The following is a 23,993-nucleotide window of genomic DNA, read 5'->3' as shown; positions in this document are numbered from 1 at the left end:
GTAAATACAAGCTAGCTTCTCAGTTCCATAGTATTTTCATTAAGTGGTGTCCCCCGCCCCTCAAGCAAGTCATAGATGTTTCTTTACTTGTCAAAAAGACGGCCAGAGATTAACTCAGCCGTCTCTATTTAAAGCAACAATAGACAGGTTATTCATGTACCCAAACACAATCATTTATCTCGTCGCGCTTTTTTTTACTTGCGAGGTGCGGCGTTCATCAAGTATTCGATCGATCCTGTTCAATTCGATCCGATCCCTCATTATCTCTTCTTTATTTTTTTTCACTAATTGCAGATACGTAACCTTTTTTCTCATTTCAATCATCCTCTCTTCTTGTTAACTAAATCATAACGCAGTTATTTGAAGAAAAGATTAACGAATTGTGTGATATTTTTGACTTTAATACCAAGTCACCGTGCAACATGTTTCTTTTTCATTTTTTTCACCTTTTTGGTCTTCTGGTCAAGGTCGAAGCCGAATGTAAAGTTGTCTTTGTTTTTCTTAAATGCATGCGTTCGATTCACTTGCGGCGAGAAGGTGCGCACATAAATTTTATCATGCTTTAGGTCAAAGCCCATGACACGAATGTAGCCTTGCCCGCCTTTCACCGATTGATAATCAGACAAAATTTGCATGACCTTTCGATCCGGTTTTCCATCGAAATTATCATCAATCTTATCAATTCGACGCGCGGCACCAAAGCTGTGACCGTTCATAACCATTCGAACATTGGGATTGGGACGCACCACATTTTCAAAGAGCATCTGTCCCTGTGCGGTGCGCCTTCCATAGCTTCCCAAGTAATCGTGTACGAACAGGATAGCAATCCGTTTGCGATAAGCCTGCAGCACATGATTCATCCAGGAAATTTCTTCACCGCCTATGCCCCAACCCATGCCAAGCATAATGTACTTTTGACCATTTGAGTTAATTAAATCAAAATGGCCTTTATTGTTATCATAGGAACCGCCGTACCATGGGTTCAGCTGATAACGCTGTTCTCCAAAATAACGATCGAATGACGCATATTTTTTTTGAAAACCAACATCATGATTACCTGTAATAATCCCATATGGCACATTTGCCTCATCCAGGATTTTCATTGCCTTATCAGCTGTTTTCCATTGATAAGGCTGATCATAATTATTAACAATATCACCCAAGTGAAAAATATATTTCAGATTTAATGAATCTCGGTTAGCGACAAACCAGTGATTCATCCGTTTAAATATGTCCGGATGCAACTTACTGTAGTATTGTGTATCCGGAAGTACACCAAAAGTAAAATCAATGGAGTGAATTCCTTTAAACAGCTCATGTGCTACCTTTGGTTCCTGATTATCAACCGGACTTAAACTCGGCCGTTGAAAAAATACATGGTGAGCTATTTTTGTATTCTCTGCATGCCGCTTAACACTAGTCGTTTGAGCATTGGGTTCCGTTTGTTTACCTGGGAAAAGACTAAGAATCCCTGAAATGACGCAACAAAGAAAAAGAATAATAATCATTATCTTTACAGCTAAAAAATCTCTCCAGTTCATATGCTGCATACTGCCTTCTCCCTTCCGTATCGGACGATTGTCCCGGAGGGCAAGCTCGCCATCTTCGGTTCGCCTTTGAGTCCCTTCCCGTTTTAACTGTGCAAAAATAGTGATTCTCACACGAGCAACTGTATTTAAATTGCACGATTTCTGCTCATTTCATGCAATAAAAAAAGAACTTTCTCCCAAGTTACGGAAAAAGTTCTCTTTAGATGTTTGCTGAAAAAAGTCAACTATCCTCTTAAAGCTGACTTTTCATTATAAACTAGATGGCGTTACATCCGGTGGAATCAAACATTCATAGGTTTCACCGTCAAGTCGTTCTTTGAATTCCCGCTTTGCCTCAGCAAGCAGTTCCGGATCTTCCAATGCCTTGAGTGCAGTGCAAGCCATGGCTTCTCCGGCGTAGAGAGCCGCATTCAACGCAAAGTCTTGAGTTCCCTGAGCAACCACTTGCCAAGTATGCGGTACCGTTGCAAATGCCCATGTTGATGTAAAGCATTGCGCAGTCGGAACATTCCAGCTGACATCGGAAACGTCAGTAGAGCCCTCCATAAATGTATCGTGTTCAGGACATGGAATCACCCAATCAGCAATAGGCTTTTCATCAATCGTTTTACGCTGTTCAGTCGTAAGGAACTTTTTCGCAAAGTTCTTTTCATTATCTCCTAGCGATGCATAGATATCTTTAATGAAAGCAAGATCTTTCTCTGATGGTTCAGGGTAACCGATTTCTTCCATTAAATCAGCCATCACTTGATGCAGCGCAGTGTTCGGAATCAAATTACAGCAACCGCCTTCAATCTTATAGCTCATTTCCGTATCTGTCATCAGTGCCGCACCTTTAGCAACATTAACCACACGTTTAAACAATTCTTTTACTTCATTTGGTTTCGGCGAACGAACCAGGAACCGCTCCTCAGCAATGGCTTGAACAACATTTGGTGAGACGCCGCCAGTGTTCGTTACTGCGTAATGGACACGTGCCTTATCTGCCATATGTTCGCGCAAATAATTGACACCGACATTCATCAGTTCTAATGCGTCCAGTGCACTGCGCCCCAGTTCCGGCAAAGCAGCTGCATGCGCACTGACTCCTTTAAACGTAAAACGTGCTTCAATGACCGCATTGCTTGAGAGATGCTGCACCGCATTTTTTGAATCCGGATGCCACGAAAAAGCTGCATCTACATCTTTAAAACAGCCTTCACGGGCCATATAGGCTTTACCGTTTCCGCTTTCTTCAGCCGGGCAGCCGTAATAACGAACCGTTCCCTTGAGTTGGTGCTTCGTTAAATATTCTTTGGCAGCAAATGCCGCAGCAAGCGAGCCGACGCCCAGTAAATTATGGCCGCAGCCGTGACCGTTGCCATTCGGCACGATCGGATCGTGAACCGTTTTATTACGCTTCTGACTCAACCCTGCAAGCGCATCGAATTCACCAAGGAATGCAATGACCGGCTTACCTTCACCATAGCTGCCGACAAATCCGGTTTTTAATCCTGCTATCTCTCTTTGAACTGTAAAACCTTCATCCTCAAGTGCTTGACTCAGCAGCTCTGCTGATTTCACTTCGCCAAAATGGAGTTCTGCAAAATCCCATACCTTTTCGCTCAGCGCTTGGTAGCTGTCTCTTTTTTCATAAATCATATGCTTTATCTCATCAATTAGGCCCAAGTTAGATTCTCCTTCTCTCTTTTATTGCGCAGCGAAATCAGTCAATAAGTAAGCCATGTGCAGGCTTCCATCCACATAATCTTTCATACGAATCGATTCATTCGGTGCATGTGCTTTAGATTCAGCCCAGCCGACACCAGTGCTGACAATCGGAAGATGGAGGTATTTATCGAAAACATACATCGGACCCGTTCCTGCTGAATTCGGATACAGGATGGCCTCAGACTGATAAGCCTCTTCCGCTGTTTTTTTAACTAATTTAAGAAATGGATCATTAATATCTGAGCGGAAGGCACGCTGTGATTCGATCATGTCCACCTTGACGTCTGAAAAACCGTGACGGGCAAGATGACGCTCGAAACAAGCAAGCAGATGTTCTCCAGTTTGTCCGGGAACCATGCGGCAATCAATCTTAACCTTTGCTTCCTTAGGCAGCACGGTTTTAGCGCCTTCACCGATATAACCGCTCACCATACCGCAAATGGTCAAAGTCGGATGCAGCATGAGTGCGTCTTGGGGCACCTCGCCGCGCGCCTCTGTAATAAACGGACGACTGAGTCCAAACGATTTTTTCAATGCTTCATCATTAAAAGGAACGGCGCGAACCGTTTTAATTAATGCCTCATCGGGTTCCTCTATCTCGTCAAAAAATCCTTCAACAGTTATGTCGTTATTCTGGTTTTTCATGCTGGCCAGTGCCTGCACCAAACGCCAGGCCGGGTTATCAATGACAGCGGCAAGTGATGAATGGATATCGATATTTGCGCTCTTCGTAGAGAATTCATAATAAGCAGATCCTTTTATTCCTGCAAAAAGCGAAACGCGTTCCGCTGCATCCTTATTGCCGAACTCCCAGATACATGCGTCAGCCTTAAAAAGTTCTGCATATTTTTTTAGATATGCGGTGAGACTGGGACTCCCGATCTCTTCTTCCCCTTCAATAAGAAATTTGATATTGCATGGCAGTCCGCCGGTTTGTTCCAATGCTTTAATCGCCGCCAAACGCTGCATCAACGTTCCCTTATTATCAGCAGTACCACGTGCGTAAAGAATGCCATCCTTTAAATAAGGTTCGAATGGCTCTGAGTTCCATTCATCAAGCGGATCCGGTGGTTGAACATCATAATGATCGTAGAAAAGCAAGGTTTTGTTTGCATTGCCCTTTTCCCCCGCAGGTAAAAAACCGTAAATAACGGGGTTGCCACCCAAATCGTCAAGAACCTTAACTTCTGCGCCAAGACCATTCAACAATTCAGAAACAAAATTGACTGTTTCCGGAATTGCCAAGTTCTGAGCAGAAACTGTTTTAAGCCGCAAATAGCTGTAAAGTGTCTCAATCGACCGATCCGCTTGTGCGCGTACTTCTTCCTCCAGTGCTTTTCTCTTGCTGCTCTCCATGATATCGCTTCCTTATCTCGTTTTATTAAGTCGCTAAAGCGGTATAAAAAATTTAAACAGCTGACTCAGAAGAGCAGCTGTTTAAATTTTTAACCATTTAATTGAGCTGGATCCAAAAGTTCAAGCTTGTTTATTATTTAAAAGCCCATTTTTGGAAATTGGCAACTGTGCCCGGCCAGTAAGCAGAAGCACCGCCGTAAGCAAGATCCTTACTCTTCACAACAACTTCGTTGTCAGAGTAGAGCGTAATTACAGGCATATCCTTTTCCCAGATTGATTGAAGCTTGCTGTAAATAACCTTTCTCTTCGCGCTGTCCGGTTCAGCCTTGCCTTCGGCAATAAGCTTCGTTGCTTCCTTATTTTCATATTTCATGAAGTTGTATGCACCTGTTGGACCATAAAGTGCGGAAACATCAGGATCAAGGTTGAATGTAAATCCGATCAAGAGCAGATCAAAATCGCCTGCCGCACCTTTTTGCATGATCGTTGGGAAATCATAAGTTGTTTCTTTAACTTTTACGCCGATCGCTTTGAAGTTCTGAACAATAATATCGGCGGATTGTTCACGCACTTTGTTTCCGATCGGAACAACGAAATTCAACGTCTTGTTGAAATCCCATCCAGCATCTTTCAACATTTGTTTTGCTTTCTTAGGATCATATTTAATCACGTTTGTGCTCTTGTCGAGATAAGGGCTTTGTGATGTGTATGGTCCGTCGACAATTTCACCGTTTCCTTTGAGCAGCTTGTCAACGATCTGCTGACGGTCAATTGCATACGCAAGTGCTTGACGAACTTTCGCGTTTGGCAATGTCTTTGTGTTGTACTGCATGGTCTGGAATCCAATTTGCGGATGAATTTCTGTTTTTACATTCTTAAGTTTCTGAGCTGTTTCAACATCTTGGAACGGTAGATTTCCGATACCGCCTGATGTGTTTGCCTGAATGGTTCCTGCTTGCAATTCAGCTAACAGGTTAGAAGCTTGCATAATCTTGATGAAGAACTTAGGTGTCTTAGGCTTACCAAGGTAATAGTCATTATTCGCTTTATATTGAATGTATGTGTTCTTGTTATAGGTTACAAATTTATATGGACCGTCTGTTACGTTAGGTGCCTGTACAAATTTGCTCTTAGAGAAATCTGCCGGAGCAATGTCTTTCAAGACATGTTTTGGCATCGTAATGATCTTCGTACCGATCATTTCTTTAATGTAATTAGGATCAACCGGTTTCTTCGTTTTGAAAGTAACCGTATGTTCGTCAACTTTTTTCAGATTAGGAATCGTCGTCGCGCCGCCGGTCAATTTACCATTGGCATCAACGCCTGTTAGCGTCGAGATATTCGTTCCGACAGCTACTTCTGATTTCGGGTTGGCAATCAAGTTGAACGTGAAAATAACATCATCAGCGGTAACCGGTTTGCCATCGGTCCATTTCGCTTTAGGATTCAAATTAATTGTATAGGTCTGGTTATCGGTCGTGTCGATCGACGTTGCCAGTTTCGGCTGAAACTTCAATGGTGACGTCATATCAAGAAATGCATCGAACATAACGCGAATCGCGAATTGTCCCCCAATATCTCCGGTATTAAACGGATTAAAACCGCCGGGAGGGTTTACGGTTCCAACATAAATTGTATCTTTCTTCTTGCTGCTTCCTGATGATCCTGAACCGCCACCGCAAGCTGCGAGAAAAACGAGGGACAGAGCCATAAAGGATGTGATCACATATTTTAAGATACGTTTTGAAATGATTTTGTGTCTGTTCATTGTGTTGTTTGCATCCCCTTTTATTGTTTCTTATTTTGCGTTCTGTGACTCAATTGCATCACGGAGGCCGTCACCGATAAAGTTAACCGATAGCACGGCAAGTAAAATCATCATGCCCGGCGGAATCCACAGCCAAGGCTGCGATGAAAGCACGGTAATCGATTCCGCCTGTGTGAGCATATTTCCCCAGCTCGCCGCCGGCGGACGAACGCCCATTCCAAGGAAGCTTAATGACGCCTCCATGATAATGGCCGACGCAACGCCGAATGTGGCGTTAACTAGGATTGGCGCCAGCGCATTCGGAAGAATGTGCTGGAATAGGATCTTCGGCGTTGAATAGCCGAGTGCAACACCTGCCTTTACGTAGTCCATTTCTTTTATAGAGAGCACACTGCCCCTGACCAAGCGGGCAATAGCGGGCCAACCGAGAAGACCAATAACGATGGTAATATTGAAAAGGCTAGGTCCTATAATACTAACCAAGACAAGAATAACCATGAAGTATGGAAAAGACATGAAGATATCGGTGAGCCGCATAATAATCATGTCGATCCATTTGCCGAAATAACCGGCAACAAGTCCTAAAACAATACCAATTGCAACATAAATGGCCACAGCTCCAATCCCAACAGAGATGGATACTTGAGCGCCATAGATCAAGCGGCTCATCACGTCGCGCCCGACGGGGTCGGTACCTAATATGTGTGTTGCTGATGGTGCGGCCTCAAATTCATTAAAAATCTTATTTGGATCATGAGGCGCGATCACAGGAGCCAGCGCAGCAATAAGGATAATTAACAGAAAGACAATTAGTCCGATAAAAGCGAGCCGATGTTTAAAGAAGCGCCGGCTGACCATATGCAGATAACTTTCTTCATCTCCAAGCTTTGCAATCATTTGTTCGGAAGTCGCAAGGCCGTCTGCTTCCGGAACATTTTTATTCGGGTTTAATTTCATAGCCATCTCTTCCGCTCCTCCTTAGTCATACCTGATTCTTGGGTCGGCGACGGCATACAGAATATCTGTCAGCAGGTTAGCAACAAGTACGGTTAATGCTGCAAGCAAGTTGATCGCCATCAGTGTCGAGTAATCCCGAGAAGTAATTGATTGGATCGTGAGCAGCCCAAGTCCCGGCCATTGGAAGACCTGCTCGGTAACAATCGCACCGCCGATCAGCATCGGAATATCAATTCCAATTACAGTAATAATAGGAATCAATGAGTTTCTCAGCGCATGCTTATTCGTAATTATAAACTGTGAAAGTCCCTTAGCCTTCGCTGTTCTCAGATAATCTTTGCCGAGGACGTCCAGCATACTGGAACGAACATAGCGCACCATGTTTCCAGCGATTCCTGTTGCAAGGACCAGAACCGGAAGAACGAGGTGATTAATCGTATCCATCAACCCTCCGTCTCCGCCAAGAGTATTCATGCTACCCGTTGGGAACAGCAACAGTTTGCTGGCAAATACATAAATAACGCCGAGTCCTAAGAAAAAGTGAGGAACTGAAATGCCGAAAAATGAAAAACCGGTAACAAGATAATCAATCCAAGAATTTTGCTTTCGCGCGCAAAGGATACCGAGTGGAATGGCAATGAGATAGCCGACAATTAGTGACACACCCATCAACATGACCGTAGGACCTACATGAGCAAGCAAAATCTGCGTTACGGGTTCACGTGTTGAATAGGAAAAGCCCAAATTACCATGAAACAACTGAGTAAGCCAATTCCAATATTGCACCCAAACCGGCTGATCCAAACCAAGCGCATGCTTGGTGGCAGCAAGCTGCTCCGGTGTTGCGGAAGGATTGACCATCATATCCACGGGATTTCCTGGAGCAAGATTAATAATGAAAAAGTTCAGTACGGTTACCCCAAAAAGCACGGGAATAGCGATTAAAATTCGCCTAATGATGTATTGAAACACTTAAAGTCCTCCTTTCATGCATTTACTGGCTCAAGCGGAAAATGACAAGCAACGAGATGATCTTTTCCTGTGAGCGCGGGCACTTTTTCGCGGCAGATATCTTTTGCGAACGGACAGCGCGTATGGAACACGCAGCCCTTCGGCGGATTCGCCGGACTCGGAACATCGCCTTCGACAACCATCTGATTCCGACCGCGCATATGCGGATTCGGAATTGGATAAGCGTTAAGCAAGATTTCCGTGTAAGGATGTTTCGGATGTTCAAATATTTCTCGTGTAGTCGCAAGCTCCATAACTTTTCCCAAATACATGACAGTGATCCGGTCGCTTATGTACTTTACAGCGCCAAGTCCGTGTGCAATAAACACATAAGTCAGATTGAGCTCTTTTTGAAGATCTTTAAGCAGATTCAATACCTGAGCTTGGATGGAAACATCAAGAGCAGAAACCGGTTCATCACAAATGATCAGCTTCGGATGCAGCATCAAGGCACGGGCAATCCCGATTCTTTGCCGCTGTCCGCCGGAAAATTGATGGGGGTAACGGTTTTTATATTGTTTCGAGAGACCGACAATTTCCAGAATTTCATTCACCTTTTTGTCTGCCTCGCTTTTGGTCGCCAACTTATGGGCGATCAGTGGTTCAGCAAGCAAGTCGCCGACGCGTTTTCTCGGATTTAATGAGGAATATGGATCCTGAAAAATGATTTGCAGATCGGTTCTCAGCTTCCGCATTTCCTTATGCGAGATACTCGCTAAATCCTTGCCCTGAAATAAAACTTGTCCGGCTGTCGGGTCTTCCAAACGAACCAGCGAGCGTCCGGTCGTGGATTTTCCGCATCCGGATTCGCCAACCAGACCCATCGTTTCGCCCGGATAAATGTCGAAGCTTACATCATCGACTGCTTTTACGTAGCCGACTGTTCTTGAGATAACGCCTTTCTTAATTGGATAATACTTTTTTAAATTCTTGACTTGGAGCAACGGCTCTTTTTTTTCAACGGATGGCATGTTATGAACTCACTTCCTTTTCTGCATGCTTCGTTTCATATTCTTGCTCTTCTTTTTCATATAAGAAGCATCGAATGCTGTGAGCCTGCTTGTCCTCAATTGGCTTAAGTTCAGGCTTTTCTTCCAAGCAGCGCTTCATTGCGTGCGGACAACGGTCATAGAAACGGCAGCCCTTCGGCATATTATGAACACTCGGTACGGAACCCGGGATGGAGTTCAAACGCATATCGTCCGGATTGGTGATGTGCGGAATGGATTTCATCAATCCCAGTGTGTACGGATGTTTCGGGTTGTCAAAAAGGGTATAAACATCCGTTTCCTCAACAACCTGACCCGCGTACATGACCGCAACTTTATCCGCCATCTCAGCTACAACACCTAGGTCATGAGTAATCAAGATAATTGCGGTATTCGAGTCTTCACGCAAATTTTTCATTAGTTTCAAAATCTGAGCCTGAATCGTCACATCGAGCGCTGTCGTTGGTTCATCAGCGATCAGCAGCTTCGGGCGGCAGCTGAGCGCCATGGCAATCATGACACGCTGCCTCATACCGCCGGACAGCTTATGCGGATACTCATCAATAATTCCTTCAGCTCTTGGAATACCTACTTTTTTCAACATTTCTACCGCATATTTTTTTGCTTCACTCTTTGAAAGCTTCATATGCAGCTTGATACCTTCAGTCAGCTGATCGCCGATAGTAAGGACAGGGTTGAGTGACGTCATCGGTTCTTGAAAAATCATGGAAATATCATTCCCGCGGATTTTTCGCATGTCTGATTCAGTTGCATGTGCGATATCCTTGCCGTTGAAAAGGATAGAGCCCTCAGTTACTGAGCCGTTTCGATCCAGGAGATGCATGATCGAAAGTGAGGTCACTGACTTCCCGCAACCTGACTCGCCGACAAGGCAGATCGTTTCTCCTTCATTTAAATCGAAACTCACTTCGTCAACGGAAGTAACGGGACCTTTTTCCGTTTGAAATTCGGTTTTAATTTTGTCTACCTTTAAGAGTTCACTCAAAACGTTGTCCCTCCTCAGTTATTTTACGGCAGCCGCATTGTCGGTTAATTGTGGCGTTTCCTTCGCACATAGATATTTATCAACCAGCGACAGGAATGCTTTTCCGGCTACCAGCATCACGCGTTCATCAAAATTGAATTTCGGATGATGATGCGGATAGCTGGCTCCCACTTCCGGATTGCCTGCTCCGGAAAACCAAAACATACCCGGTTTTTTCAGCAGGAAGCTTGAAAAGTCTTCGCCGCCCATTTGCGGAGCGATTTCAACGGCTGTACCTTCACCGAATGTCTCATCCATTGCCGTTTTGAAAACATCGGTCTCTTTTTCGTGATTGTAAACCGCCGGGTAGCCGTCATGATAGTCGACATGACCTTGTGCATGATACGCAGCACAAACATTTTCAACGATAGAATCTAATTCCTTCTTTATTTTTTCGCGAACCTCCGGATCAAAAGTTCGAACAGTTCCTTCAAGTGTCGCCGTATCTGCGATTACATTCGGAGCAACGCCCGCATTGAATTTTCCAATCGTTACGACTGCTGCTTTTTGCGGATCGACTTCCCTGCTGACAATCATTTGCAGCTGATTGACAACTTGAGCGGCCACTGCAACAGAGTCAATTGAAATGTGCGGTGCGGATCCGTGTCCACCCTTGCCTTGAATTTCAATTTTTATATAATCGGCTGCTGCCATGAAATAGCCTTTACGGTAGCCAATCGTGCCATAAGGTACCGTACTCCATAGATGTGTTCCAAAGACCAAGTCCACATCATCCAGGCAACCATCTTTAATCATTGCCTGAGCTCCTCCCGGCGGAAATTCTTCAGCTGGCTGGTGCAGCAACACAACGTCGCCGGCGAGTTCATCTCGATGCTCTTGGATAACTTTCGCAACCCCAAGCAGAGTGGATGTGTGTCCGTCATGTCCACATGCATGCATCACATTCGGTACGTTCGATTTGTAAGAAACATCGGTTTCTTCATTGATCGGAAGTGCATCGAAATCCGCGCGCAAAGCGACAGACAATCCCGGTTTTGTTCCATGAATTCTTGCAACAATTCCGTAACCGCCGACATGAGTCTTAATATCGGTGATGCCAAAGCTTTTAAGCTTTTCTAAAATAAACGCCGATGTTTCTGTCTCGTGATATGAGAGTTCCGGATGCTGGTGAAGAAATCTTCTCCACTCCACCATTGAATTGAATGATTTTTCCAAATCGTCAGACCATGAAGTGTTCATTTTCTGACCCCCTGCTATGAATTAATTACGAATAGTAACAAGTTAAAACAATGAAACTATAAATTATTTTCAGAATTCACAAAAACTATAAAGCAATTATAAATGACGCAAAGCAATTAGTCAAAAAAATTATTAAAATGATAAAATGTTTTTACAAATATGCGTTAAGAATCCTAACACATCAGTCATTATTATGACTACAATGAATTATTTTTCACTTTTTTTTGAATAACGAGCTTTAATTCGGAGAGATATGATAGAATTTATTACAATAATAATAAATTATTTATGATTTGACAATAAGAAATACTATAAATTATTTAAATAGTGTATTCTAATAAAGAAAGTCAGGCATCTTCTGACTCATTAATTTTTCTATTATTCTTTCAGGGGTGAGTAGTTATGGATGGTCAGAATCAATCACCGAACTTCAGCAAAATCGTTTGCGACTTGCGGGCACTTCCCTCCGTTAATGATGCATTGACGTATCTCGCTGCGGACAATGACAGGACCACCACAGAACAAATCGAGTTGACATCGATTCCTGCGCCGCCGTTCAAAGAATCTAAAAAGGCAGCCTGGATGGTTCATCGTTTTCAAACACTCGGCTTGACAGATGTACATACGGACGATGAAGGAAATGTCATGGGATTGATTCAAGGTAATTCGGATGCAAAGAAAATCGTTGTTTCCGCTCATCTTGATACGGTTTTTTCCGAAGGAACACAAATTAAACCCATCATCAAAGATGGCATTGTGTACGCTCCAGGCATCTCTGATGACGGCCGTGGTCTTGCCGTACTCTTGACTCTTATTCGTGCATTGAGTGCATCCGGAATTAAGCCGCAGCGTACACTCCTTTTTGTTGCCACCGTTGGAGAAGAAGGTCTGGGAGACTTGCGCGGCGTCAAAGCACTCTTTAAAACACGTAGAGACATTGGCGGTTTCATCTCCGTTGAGCCCGGCAGTCCCGATCGAATCACGGCGACTGCAGTCGGCAGCCATCGTTATTCGATTACATTTACAGGACCGGGCGGACACAGCTTCGGAAACTTCGGCATTCCAAGTGCCATTCACGCACTCGGACGAGCTATTGCAAAAATAAGTGAGATTCAGGTTCCTGACAATCCGGTAACTACATTCACTGTGGGTACAGTCAGCGGCGGCACATCGATCAATTCGATTGCACAGAATGCGGAAATGGGATTGGACATGCGTTCGATTTCGCAGGAAGCGCTGCTGGAGCTGGAGAATAAGGCGCTTGCCTGTATCCATCAAGCGGTTGAAGAAGAGAATGCGCGTTGGAAAAAAGGAGAATTGATTAAAGCAGTAATCCGGCTTGTCGGAGACCGCCCGGCCGGAGCTCAAATGAAAGACGCTCCGGCGGTTCAAACCGCAATGGCTGTCATTCAAGATTTTGACCTTGAACCGAAACTGCTGCCGATGAGCACCGATTCCAATGTTGCCATCCATTTAGACATTCCCGCGCTCACTCTTGGCGGAGGCGGTGAATGCGGCGGTATGCATACTTTGGAAGAATTTTATAATCCAAAAAATGCCTATATCGGTGCACAAACGGTTCTATTGACCGCACTCGCATTCTCAGGCATCGCGGAAGCTTCACCCTCTGTATTACCCTAACTACTTATTTTTTGCTTAGAACCGCATCCTGCGGCTTTAACGGACTAATAAACGAAACCGTATAAAGGGGACTTACCATTGACTAAAACTCTCGAAGAAAAAGAATTAGAACAGAAGCTGATTGCATGCCGCCATCAGCTGCATGCAAATCCCGAGTTGTCCTTTGAAGAATATGAAACAACGAAAGCACTGAAAGACTGGTTGTCCGAAGCTGGTGTGGAAATGCTGGATTTACCGCTGGAAACAGGAGTGCTCGCAGTTATTCACGGAGAAAAACCTGGTCCGGTCATTTGTCTGCGTACAGATATTGACGCCTTACCCATCCAAGAGACAACCGGACTTCCTTTCGCTTCCAAGGTTCCGGGCAAAATGCACGCCTGCGGTCACGATTTTCACACAGTCTCGATTCTCGGTGCAACCTTGCTGCTCAATGAACGTAAAGATGAGCTTGAGGGAACTGTTAAAATCATTTTCCAACCTGCTGAAGAAAATGGCGGTGGTGCAGTAAAAGTATTGGAAACCGGTGTCCTTGACGATGTACAAGCCATCTTCGGTATGCACGATATGCCGCATATTCCAACGGGAACCATCGGTATCAAGCCAGGTGCCCTGATGGCCGCTGTTGATAAATTCACCATCGATGTTGAAGGGACTGGAACTCATGCTGCAGCACCAGAAAAAGGAATTGATTCTATTCTCGTTGCAGCGCACATCATGACCGCGCTTCAATCTATTGTTGCTCGAAATATTTCGCCTTTGGATAATGCCGTAATCAGTGTCACACGTCTGGAAGCCGGAAACACTTGGAACGTCATTCCGCAAACGTCTCAGATGGAAGGCACTGTGCGCACGTTCCAAGAACATGTACGCGACCAGATCCCTGCTAAAATGCAGCGAGTTGTTGAAGGAGTTGCCGCAGGACTTGGTGCAAAAGGTACCTTGCACTACACGAAGCTTGGACCGGCAACAATCAATAACGAGAAACTGGCGAATTGGGCGGTCGATACCGCTAAAGCATCAGGTTTGAATGTCATCACACCGATTCCTTCGTCTGCCGGTGAAGACTTTGCCGAATATATGAAAAAGATTCCCGGTGCCTTCTTCTTCATGGGTGTCTCCGGAAATTCCGGATTGCATCATCCCGACTTGATTATCGATGAAACAGCAATTCTCCCAAGTGCCAAATTCTTCGCAAATTTAGCGGTTGATATGTTAAAGAAGGTCACAGATTTATAATCTCATCTGGTTCAAACAGAAAATGCCTGAAAGATCGGAAACCGGTCTTTCAGGCATTTTTTATACGATAAAGAAATGAAGTAGTGGGCAAGAAAGACGAACTGCGAGGTATATGAAAGCGACATGAACGGCAGCAACATTGCAAGCTAATGCGGACCCGAGAAAAGTGAAAACTAATGGCGGAAAGCTTAGAGCTAATCCATTAAAAATTAAAGCGAAACCCCAGAGTTTAAAGCCAAACCTATAAAAGTGAAAGCGAACCGCACCTATTATTATCTCGTTACCGAACTTCATTCGTTTCAACTTTTCATGATTTCGTTACGACTTTTTCTCGATTCGTTACAAGTCCAGACATCCGCACATCTTACGGGTTCTTGAGCATCTTCCGACTACTGTTCAGAAAATCCATTAAAATCTTCACTTCTTTTTTCTTCCAAGAACAAAAAGAACCGGTATCCTGATCTGATCCCCAAAATTTGGATCTTGTTGTCCAATTTATGGGGCAGTTTATTCAGGACCGGTTCTTTCACTATTTTTTCACACACTGCCGTGCACTTTTTTAACCTTGCTCAGATAGCGGTAGATCGATGCTTCCGAAGTGCAGAGTTCCTCAGCAACAATGCTGACAATCCCCTTTAGCAGGAAGATTCCGTTTTCATTCAGTTTCTCAATGATTTCCAAGCGTTCTTCTTGAGACATTCGCTCCGGCGGTATATTCACGCCGCCGACAATTTCTTTAATACTTGCCTTGGCAAGATCTTCAATGGACGGGCTTAAATGTTCAACAGTCGGCAAGCTCTTCTTTTCTTCCGGTTTGCGGACACCGATAAACTTACTTAGATAGTCTATAACTCGTTCCATTTTTTTATAATCAACGTTAATACAGAGCATGCCGATGATCTCATCTTTTTCATTACGAATAAAGAAAGTCGACGAACGCAAAATCGTGCCGTCTTTGGCTACGCCTTCATAATTTGTGATGAACGATTTGTTTTGCGATCTGCCTTCTTTAAGCATTTTAAGAATCAAATTGGTAACCGGAGAACCTATTTCGCGTCCACTTAAATTGGTTTCACTAATCGCTACAATCGAATTCTCGAGATCCGTCACATCATGAAGAATAATTTCAGTATCATCTCCAAGCACTTCTCCCAGAAAATCGACCAAATCTTTATACCTTTCTAATTCCGCGTTGATAAAACCACCGCCCTACTTGTTCATCAAATATAAGAAGAAACAATTATCATAATAAAAAAATAAAGGTATATTTATTGTCCAATATACATTCATGCTTGTCAACGAATGAGCAGCTGCGCCGCTATATAGTGGAAGATCGATCCACACGTCTATTCGATCCTTTAGCCATTTCGTTCCATGCATAGACCGCAATGGACAGCCATATGAAAATAAAGGATACGATCTGAATCCGATCCATCGGTTCGTGAAAAACAAAAAGGCCAATAAGGAAAGCAGCCGATGGTGTCATGTATTGGAAAAAGCCAATCATTGTTAATGGAATACGTTTCGCACCTTCGGCAAACCAAATCAGTGGAAGCGCAGTAAGCACACCGGCGCCAATGAGCAACAGTCCTGTTGGTTGAGAAAAGACGCTTATGGATTGTGGTATTTGAATGCCACGAACGATGAGAAAGATCAATGCAAACGGAACAACCACCAGCGTTTCGATGGTCATGCCGACGTATGCTTCAAAGAGAACGAATTTCTTGCTGAGACTATAGACACCGGAAGTCGCGGCAAGCGACAATGCCAGCCAAGGTACATGCCCATAGCTGAATGCCATCACAAGGACACCAGCAGCTGCGAGAAAAATAGAAAAGATCCCTTTATTCCCCGGTCTTTCACTTAAAAAGAGAATGCCCATCAGCATGCTGACCAGTGGGATAATGTAGAGACCGAGACTTGCTTCAATTACATGTTCATTGGCAACAGCCCAGATATAAATGATCCAATTAGCACTGATTGATAACGAGCTTGCGATGACAATGATCAGCTGCTTCGGCTGCTTCAGCAGCCATTTGCTTTGAACGATCAAATCGTTAAATTTCTTGCGAATCAGGATCATAACTACCATAAAAACAAATGCCCAAATGATGCGGTGAGCAAGTACCTCACTTGATGGAACAGACCCCAGCCATTTCCAATAGAGCGTGAGGAAACCCCAAATCGAGAAGGCAAAGAATGTATAAATAACTCCTGAACGCATGTCATCTCGTGAATTCATCCTCGGCGCACCGTCAAATCGCCAGCGGTAAAAGATCTGGAACGGATCCCTTTATTCATCTTTAGACAATCCCTGTCAGTTAAGGAAATCAAGAGCAATTTTCTTATAGATCTTAATTGAATCAAAATATGGTTCACGCTCAACATACTCATTCGGCTGATGCGCGACCGGGGGATAGCCCGGTCCGACAACGGTAATCGGAAAGGTCTTTTCAACTTGAGAGAAAAATGCACCATCGGTATATCCGGAAAAGCCATACGGCTCAACTTTTTTCCCACGTACTTCCTCAATGACTTTCACAAGCCGTTGCACAAAGTCATCATCCTTCGGTGTTTTGACCGGATGCATATCATTGAGAATGTCGATTGTCGCATTTAATTCAGGAATATCATTTTTAACTGTATTAATTAAAGACTCTATTGCAGCGATGATTTCTTTATGATTTTGTGAAGGCAGTGTCCGCATATCGATTTCCACGGTGCATTTGTCCGGAATGACGTTCGTTCCATTTCCGCCGTGCATAACATCTATGCTGGAGGTCGGCTCACTGAGCAGATCGTCTGCTTCATAGTCGAATTGAAATTCAGATTGAAATTTTGAGAGGATCGCAATCATGTGCTCGTTAGCGTTAATTCCGCAGCTCGGCGTTGATCCGTGTCCAGTTTTTCCAAATGTAGTCAATCGAACCCACAATGCTCCCTTTTCCGCGATTGAGAGCTCATTATCGGTCGGTTCGCCGATCAGCACTGCATCAAGATCATCTGCGTAACCGCCTTTAACCAGCTGCTCCGCTCCGATCGAGGAGGTTTCTTCACCGACAGTCGCAATGAATTTAAGTGTTCCTTTTATTGACGCACCCTCCTCCTTCAATTGAATCATCGCTGCAATCATTGCCGCAAGGCCGCTCTTCATATCTGAAGCACCGCGTCCATAAATCTTTCCATCTGCCTCTTCAGCACCGAACGGAGAATAATCCCATGGAATTTCTCCTACCGGTACAACATCCATATGCCCGGTAAAGGCCAACGTTTTTCCTGGTTCTGCACCTTCTAATGTCGCAATTAACTGGTGACGCTTTCCGCTGTATGCAACAACTTCAGTATCAATACCCGCCGCTTCAAATAAAGGCCGAATCAGGGCAACAGCCTCAGCCTCATTTCCCGGAGGGTTCGTCGTGTTGATTTTTAATAAGTTCTTGAGCAGCTCAATTGCGCTCTCATTATCCATTGATTATACCTCTTTTCTTAGGACGAAAGTCTGTCTATTGTATTAAAAATGCGTTTACCGATCTCTCAATTCCACAAATATAATCGGCATTTGGCAAGCAGCTTGACGTATGGCACTCTGACAAACGAGAACCATGGGCGGCTGCCCTCCAATCGTGCCAATGTTCAGAACAATTATGGTACAATGTGTTTCTCAGTTGTTTCGTTCCCCCTTTAGGAGCGATTTTTTACGACTCGCAGTAATGGCTCTGTTGTCTTTGTCTGAAGGTGCAACTTTACGGAAGTCTAACCCTTAACGCTAAGTATAGCAAAATTCTGTCGATTTCTGCACTCCCTTGCAATATTTTCTAACAGAAACCATAGATAAAGGCAGAGGCTCTTGAATAACCGTTGGTTTTTCAAGAGCCTCTGCTTAAATTCTCTATTATGAAAGTCTTGTTTTAAAATTTTCGTAATTGAATTGCTTAATCACATGAATGCCTTCTGTATCGTTGTACGAAGCAATGGCAGGCAGTGCAATCCCGTTAAACGTATTGTTTTTAACCATGGAATAGATCGCCATATCGCAGAACACGAGACGATCACCGACCTGAAGCGGATGGTCAAAAGAATAATCGCCGATCACGTCACCGGCGAGACAGGTTGGCCCGCCGAGTCGATACGTATGCGCTCGCTCCCCCGGTTTTCCGGCATCAATAATTTCAGGACGATAAGGCATTTCCAACACATCGGGCATATGGCAGGTCGCCGATGTATCCAGAATCGCAATCGGCATGCCGTTTTCGAAAACATCGAGTACGGTGGAGACAAGGTAGCCTGTATTCAAGGCAACAGCTTCTCCCGGTTCAAGATAAACATCAAGATCATATTTTTCTTGAATCGACGTAATGCATCGAGCAAGGCGATCCATATCATAGTCCGCGCGTGTAATATGATGTCCACCGCCGAAGTTAATCCATTTCATTCTCTTAAGGTACTTGCCGAATTTGCGCTCCACTGCTTCAAGTGTATGTTCGAGCGCGTCCGAATTTTGCTCGCACAAAGTATGAAAATGCAGCCCGTCAAGACCATCCAAAGCGTCAGGTTCAAAGTTTGCTTCCGTAACGCCCATGCGCGAAAATGGAGCACAGGGATCGTATAGTCCAGTCTCAACTTCCGAATACTCCGGATTGACACGCATCCCGCATTGAATCCGGCGCGGCGATGCTTTTACTTGGTCCTTGAATCGTGCCCATTGGCTGAACGAATTAAAAACAATATGGTCACTGACCTTAAGAATATCGGCAAAATCCTTTTCGTCATAAGCCGGTGAGTAGATATGGACTTCCTTATCCATTTCCTCGCGTCCAAGTCTTGCCTCGTATAACGAGCTGGAGGCTACACCGCTAAGATAGCGACCGATGAGCGGATAAAAGGCATACATCGAGAATGCCTTCTGGGCGAGTAAAACCTTGCAGCCGGTGCGGTCCTGAAGCTGCTTTAAAAGCTCTAAGTTCTTCACAAGCAGGCGTTCATCAACAACATAACTTGGCGACGGAGCCGCCGAGAAATCAATAGTCATTCACAGACTCCTCAATCAATCAGTGCCGGCGCGAAGCTCTCATGCCAAGGCAACCCGAATTTATTTAGGGCATCCATGAATGGATCCGGATCGAATTCTTCAATATTGAACACGCCCGGACGCTTCCATTTACCCGTCATGACCATAGAGGCTCCGATCATTGCCGGAACACCGGTTGTGTAAGAGATCGCCTGTGAGCCGACTTCTTTGTAGCATTCCTGGTGGTCGCAGACATTGTAAACATAGTAAGTGCGCGGCTTGCCGTCTTTGACGCCTTGGAAGATACATCCGATATTCGTCTTGCCCTTTGTCCTCGGTCCTAGTGACGCCGGATCCGGTAGAACGGCTTTCAGGAATTGTAGCGGAACGATTTGTTTTCCTTCAAATTCAATCGGTTCGATCGAGGTCATGCCGACATTTTCCAAAACCTTAAGATGGGTCAGATAGCTTTGACCAAAGGTCATCCAAAAACGAATCTTCTTAATGCCCTTGATGTTGAGGGCGAGTGATTCCATCTCTTCATGATGTAGCAGGTAAATGTCCTTTTCTCCGATCTGCGGGAAGTCATAAACACTCTTGATCGACATCGGTTCGGTTTCGATAAATTTTCCATTCTCAAAATAGCTGCCGTTCGCCGTCACTTCACGAATGTTGATTTCAGGATTGAAGTTCGTCGCAAAAGCATAACCATGATCACCGGCATTTGCGTCAAGAATGTCAATTGAATGAATTTCATCAAAATAATGCTTTTGTGCATAAGCTGAGAATACACTCGTCACACCCGGATCAAAACCGCTCCCGAGCAGCGCAGTGATTCCCGCTTCTTTAAAGCGATCGCGGTATGCCCATTGCCATTTATATTCAAACTTTGCCGTATCTTCCGGTTCATAGTTAGCCGTATCCACATAATCCACTTTAGTCGCAAGGCAGGCATCCATAATCGTTAAATCCTGATAAGGAAGCGCGACGTTGATTACGATGTCCGGCTTCACCTTCTCAATGAGTGCAATCAGTTCCGAAACATTGTTTGCGTCTACTTGCGCCGTCGTAATTTTCGTCTTTCCGCCATCAAGCTTCGCTTTAAGCGCATCACATTTTGAGACAGTGCGGCTCGCAATACAAATTTCTTCAAACACCTCAGAATTCTGACAACATTTATGTACCACAACGCCAGCAACGCCGCCTGCGCCGATAATTAATGCTTTACCCAAACTAAACGCCTCCTTAAAAATTTATCTCTGTCAGCAAACTGTATTGACCCATACGAATTAGGGAACTTGAGGACACGATCAACATTTAGCCTGTCCACATGATTCCTGCATTAGCCCTCAGACACACAAGGCTTTATTCCATTTCTTCCAACAGTTCCTTTACATAATTTGGCAATGCAAAGGCGCCAACGTGAATTTTATCATTATAATATTTGGTTTTCATGCCTCGCACTTTCCATCCGGCGGCGTTAAAGTCTTCAACCGGATGGTACTTCTTCGAAGCGAACCCGAAAAGCCAATGACCGGATGGATAGGTCGGTATATGAGCCTGATAAACACGGCTGATCGGGAATGAATCAATGATCCGTTTATGCGCGCGCTGCATGGCTACTGCGTCAACAGGATAGAACGGACTCTCATGCTGATTCACCATTGCGCCGGTGTCCGTAAGTGCTTTATAGCAGTTGCCGTAAAATTCCTTCGTAAACAATCCTTCACCTGGACCAAACGGATCAGTCGAATCGACGATGATCAAATCGTATTCGTCCTTCTTTGAACGCACGAATTTCAAACCATCGGCATAGTGAATCGTCACTCTTGGATCATCCAATTTTCCCGCGGTCTGCCGCAGATACTTTTTGCACGCCTCAATCACCTGTTGATCGATTTCCACCAGATCAATCTGCTCAATTTCCGGGTAGCGCACGAGCTCGCGAACAGCACCTCCGTCACCGCCTCCGATGACAAGTACCTTTTTCACATTCGGAAGTACGGACATCGGCACATGAACGATCATTTCATGGTAGATGAACTCGTCTTTCTCAGTCAACATCATATAACCGTCCAGTGTCAGAAAGCGTCCGAATTCAAGTGAATCGAAAATATCAATCCGCTGAAATTCACTTTGTCCGCTATACACTTGACGATCCACTTTGATTGAAAAATTGACGTTTTCTGTGTGCTTCTCAGTAAACCATAATTCCATTCCGATCACTCCTTCACGGTCTGTATTCGGTTCACCAGACTGTCCTGGGTACCGGTCAGAAAACAGCCCTTTTCCTTTGCGTACTGAATATACTCGAGTACCCGGTCCGTCACCTTTTCACCCGGTGCGAGAATCGGGATGCCCGGCGGATAGCACATAACGAACTCGCCGCAGATGCGTCCAAGGCTCTCCTGCAATGGGGTCGATTCGCTTTCCGCATAAAAAGCTTCCTGCGGACCAAGCACGACCTGTGGACGAATATATTCCTGGCTGAGCATTCCCGCGCGATCTTTCGCATAGCGCCTTTTGATCTCGGACAGTGCGGACACAAGACGCTCCAAATCAAGGATTCGATCGCCAATTGAAATATAAGCCAGTATGTTGCCGATATCACCGAACTCGATCTGAATGTCATACTCATCGCGTAAAAGGTCATAGACTTCAATCCCTGCAAGTCCGATATCCAAGGTCAGCACCGACAGCTTCGTACGATCAAAGTCATAGACTGAATCTCCATTGATCAATTCGCGTGAATAGGCGTAATAACCGCCGATCTGATTAATCTCCGTGCGTGCATATTCAGCCATTTGGGCAACTTTTTCAAAAATCGCTCGTCCTCTGAGTGCCAGATTCCTTCTGGAAATATCCAGTGAAGAGATCAGCAAATAAGAACCGCTTGTTGTCTGTGTAAGGTTAATGATCTGTCGAACATAACCCTCGTCAAGTCCGTTGACCAAAAGCAGCGAGCTCTGGGTCAAGGAACCTCCGGATTTGTGCATACTGACCGCTGCCATATCCGCGCCAACCGACATTGCTGAAGCCGGGAGTCCATCTCCAAAATAGAAATGTGTCCCATGCGCTTCATCGACGAGCACAAGCATCTTATGCTTATGTGCAAGCTCAGTAATCGCCTTCAGATTGGAGCAAACGCCATAATAAGTCGGATTATTGACCAAAACGGCCTTCGCATCCGGATTTTCCAGAATCGCCTGCTCCACATCGGCAAGCGCCATGCCAAGTGAAATACCCAATTCATGATTCACACCGGGATTGACATAAACCGGTACCGCCCCGCTCAAAATAAGCGCATTGATCGCGCTGCGGTGCACATTGCGCGGCATGATGATTTTCTCACCGCGTTTGCAGGCACACATCACCATGGATTGGACCGCAGAGGTCGTGCCATTGACCATAAAAAATGCGTGCTTTGCACCAAAGGCTTCTGCGGCAAGCGCCTCCGCATCCTTAATCACCGAAACAGGGTGGCAGAGATTATCGAGCGGTTTCATCGAATTAACATCGACGGTCAGGCATTTTTCACCGAGAAAATCAGTCAGTTCGCGATTGCCTTTGCCGCGTTTGTGACCCGGTACGTCAAATGGAACGACGCGCATAGATTTATAACGATTAAGCGCCTCAAGAACCGGCGCACGCTCTTGTGATAAAGTCGTCATGTTCTCTCCTCACTAATCAAAATATGTTCGCCCCGCTAAAGATCTCAATCATTTCTTTGCGAAGATTGTTGCTGATCTTCAGACGCTCTTTTGGCGGAATTTCCAGCACATCACGATTAAACAAATAGTTCTGCAACTCAGGTTCTTTAATGAGCATTTTGGTATGAAAAAGATTGGCCTGATAAACATTAATGTCCATCGCGTCATATTTTTCAAGCGTCTCATCATCAATATAGTTTTGAATCGATGCCATCGGATGGTCCATAAACAATTTTTTACCATCTACATCTCGGGTAAAACCGCGTACTCGATAATCCGCAGTAATGATATCCGAGTCAAAGCTGCCTATTAAATAATTCAATGTATTTAAGGGGGATATTTCTCCACAGGTAGCCACATCAATGTCGACGCGGAACGTCGCGATCGCTGTTCCTGGATGGAATTCCGGATACGTATGCACCGTCACATGGCTTTTATCCAAATGGCCTACGACAGTGTCTGCGTACTGACCGAGATTGCATGAACGGTCGATTTGATCCTTCGGAAATTCCTGCTCCGCAATCAGGATGGTGACACTTGCGCCCTGTGGATCGTAATCCTGCTTGCTGATGTTGAGGACATGGGCGCCGATCATTTCCGTTACACGGCAAAGAATATGGGTCAGTCGCTCTGAATTGTACTGTTCGTCAATGTAAGTAATGTAGTCTCTTTGCTCACGTTCACTCTTCGCATAGCACACATCGTAAATGTTGAAGCTCAGTGATTTCGTGAGGTTGTTAAAGCCGTACAATTTCAGCTTATTTTCCAACCCTATCCTCACAACCTTTCCCGGTTATTCATGATCTATAGCG

The 23,993-nt window shown here is 44.7% G+C and carries 20 protein-coding genes; 2 read left to right on the top strand and 18 right to left on the bottom strand.

What is annotated here, in order from left to right; genetic code table 11:
- Positions 1 to 174: 174 nt before the first annotated feature.
- The 10 genes from NOM01_RS10860 to NOM01_RS10815 all read right to left on the bottom strand — a co-directional run bounded on the left by NOM01_RS10860 (position 175) and on the right by NOM01_RS10815 (position 11,586).
- A complete protein-coding gene (locus tag NOM01_RS10860) occupies positions 175 to 315 on the bottom strand; it encodes an FbpB family small basic protein (protein WP_255748511.1) in 141 nt (46 codons plus the stop codon).
- 95 nt (positions 316 to 410) lie between these two features.
- Positions 411 to 1,550, bottom strand: a complete 1,140-nt coding sequence (locus NOM01_RS10855) for a metallophosphoesterase (protein WP_255748510.1) — start codon at positions 1,548 to 1,550, stop codon at positions 411 to 413.
- Between the two features lie 249 nt (positions 1,551 to 1,799).
- Positions 1,800 to 3,218 carry a M20 family metallopeptidase gene (locus NOM01_RS10850; RefSeq protein ID WP_255748509.1) on the bottom strand — a complete coding sequence of 473 codons (1,419 nt, stop codon included), beginning with the start codon at positions 3,216 to 3,218 and terminating at the stop codon, positions 1,800 to 1,802.
- A 21-nt stretch (positions 3,219 to 3,239) separates the two neighbouring features.
- A complete protein-coding gene (locus tag NOM01_RS10845) occupies positions 3,240 to 4,616 on the bottom strand; it encodes a M20/M25/M40 family metallo-hydrolase (protein ID WP_255748508.1) in 1,377 nt (458 codons plus the stop codon).
- 133 nt (positions 4,617 to 4,749) lie between these two features.
- The gene (locus NOM01_RS10840) at positions 4,750 to 6,384 is read right to left on the bottom strand and encodes an ABC transporter substrate-binding protein (RefSeq protein ID WP_255748507.1); all 1,635 of its coding nucleotides are present in this window, start codon (positions 6,382 to 6,384) and stop codon (positions 4,750 to 4,752) included.
- Positions 6,385 to 6,414: 30 nt separating this feature from the next.
- Entirely contained in the window at positions 6,415 to 7,347 is a 933-nt protein-coding gene (opp4C, locus tag NOM01_RS10835) for an oligopeptide ABC transporter permease (protein WP_255748506.1), read from the bottom strand.
- A 15-nt stretch (positions 7,348 to 7,362) separates the two neighbouring features.
- Entirely contained in the window at positions 7,363 to 8,313 is a 951-nt protein-coding gene (locus NOM01_RS10830; RefSeq protein ID WP_255748505.1) for an ABC transporter permease, read from the bottom strand.
- A 14-nt stretch (positions 8,314 to 8,327) separates the two neighbouring features.
- The gene (locus NOM01_RS10825) at positions 8,328 to 9,323 is read right to left on the bottom strand and encodes an ABC transporter ATP-binding protein (RefSeq protein WP_255748504.1); all 996 of its coding nucleotides are present in this window, start codon (positions 9,321 to 9,323) and stop codon (positions 8,328 to 8,330) included.
- A 1-nt stretch (position 9,324) separates the two neighbouring features.
- Positions 9,325 to 10,347, bottom strand: coding sequence for an ABC transporter ATP-binding protein (locus tag NOM01_RS10820; protein WP_255748503.1), 1,023 nt, complete (start codon positions 10,345 to 10,347; stop codon positions 9,325 to 9,327).
- An 18-nt stretch (positions 10,348 to 10,365) separates the two neighbouring features.
- Positions 10,366 to 11,586 (bottom strand): M20 metallopeptidase family protein, encoded by a 1,221-nt coding sequence (locus NOM01_RS10815; protein ID WP_255748502.1) that lies wholly within the window; start codon positions 11,584 to 11,586, stop codon positions 10,366 to 10,368.
- Between the two features lie 402 nt (positions 11,587 to 11,988).
- Here NOM01_RS10815 and NOM01_RS10810 point away from each other — a divergent pair, with 402 nt between their 5' ends.
- Positions 11,989 to 13,227 (top strand): M20/M25/M40 family metallo-hydrolase, encoded by a 1,239-nt coding sequence (locus NOM01_RS10810; RefSeq protein ID WP_255748501.1) that lies wholly within the window; start codon positions 11,989 to 11,991, stop codon positions 13,225 to 13,227.
- Between the two features lie 78 nt (positions 13,228 to 13,305).
- Positions 13,306 to 14,463 carry an amidohydrolase gene (locus NOM01_RS10805; protein ID WP_255748500.1) on the top strand — a complete coding sequence of 386 codons (1,158 nt, stop codon included), beginning with the start codon at positions 13,306 to 13,308 and terminating at the stop codon, positions 14,461 to 14,463.
- Positions 14,464 to 15,000: 537 nt separating this feature from the next.
- Here the strand turns inward: NOM01_RS10805 and NOM01_RS17260 are convergent.
- The 8 genes from NOM01_RS17260 to speD all read right to left on the bottom strand — a co-directional run bounded on the left by NOM01_RS17260 (position 15,001) and on the right by speD (position 23,950).
- Positions 15,001 to 15,660 (bottom strand): helix-turn-helix transcriptional regulator, encoded by a 660-nt coding sequence (locus tag NOM01_RS17260; protein WP_255748517.1) that lies wholly within the window; start codon positions 15,658 to 15,660, stop codon positions 15,001 to 15,003.
- Positions 15,661 to 15,781: 121 nt separating this feature from the next.
- Positions 15,782 to 16,705, bottom strand: coding sequence for an EamA family transporter RarD (gene rarD / locus NOM01_RS10795; protein WP_255748499.1), 924 nt, complete (start codon positions 16,703 to 16,705; stop codon positions 15,782 to 15,784).
- Between the two features lie 75 nt (positions 16,706 to 16,780).
- Positions 16,781 to 17,932 carry a M20 family metallopeptidase gene (locus NOM01_RS10790; protein WP_255748498.1) on the bottom strand — a complete coding sequence of 384 codons (1,152 nt, stop codon included), beginning with the start codon at positions 17,930 to 17,932 and terminating at the stop codon, positions 16,781 to 16,783.
- Between the two features lie 423 nt (positions 17,933 to 18,355).
- Positions 18,356 to 19,492, bottom strand: a complete 1,137-nt coding sequence (gene nspC / locus NOM01_RS10785) for a carboxynorspermidine decarboxylase (protein WP_255748497.1) — start codon at positions 19,490 to 19,492, stop codon at positions 18,356 to 18,358.
- 11 nt (positions 19,493 to 19,503) lie between these two features.
- Positions 19,504 to 20,703: a saccharopine dehydrogenase family protein gene (locus tag NOM01_RS10780; RefSeq protein WP_255748496.1), complete on the bottom strand. Its 1,200-nt coding sequence runs from the start codon at positions 20,701 to 20,703 to the stop codon at positions 19,504 to 19,506.
- A gap of 133 nt (positions 20,704 to 20,836) precedes the next feature.
- Positions 20,837 to 21,688 carry a polyamine aminopropyltransferase gene (speE, locus tag NOM01_RS10775; RefSeq protein WP_255748495.1) on the bottom strand — a complete coding sequence of 284 codons (852 nt, stop codon included), beginning with the start codon at positions 21,686 to 21,688 and terminating at the stop codon, positions 20,837 to 20,839.
- 5 nt (positions 21,689 to 21,693) lie between these two features.
- Complete coding sequence (locus NOM01_RS10770; protein WP_255748494.1) at positions 21,694 to 23,142, bottom strand: aminotransferase class I/II-fold pyridoxal phosphate-dependent enzyme; 1,449 nt, start codon at positions 23,140 to 23,142, stop codon at positions 21,694 to 21,696.
- A gap of 16 nt (positions 23,143 to 23,158) precedes the next feature.
- The gene (gene speD / locus NOM01_RS10765) at positions 23,159 to 23,950 is read right to left on the bottom strand and encodes an adenosylmethionine decarboxylase (RefSeq protein WP_255748493.1); all 792 of its coding nucleotides are present in this window, start codon (positions 23,948 to 23,950) and stop codon (positions 23,159 to 23,161) included.
- Positions 23,951 to 23,993 lie beyond the last annotated feature (43 nt).

The sequence above is a fragment of the Sporolactobacillus sp. STSJ-5 genome (genome assembly GCF_024385605.1).
Taxonomy (GTDB): Bacteria; Bacillota; Bacilli; order Bacillales; family Sporolactobacillaceae; genus Sporolactobacillus.
The sequence above is the reverse complement of the archived record's forward strand: the minus strand, read 5'-3'. Positions and strand labels throughout refer to the sequence as shown.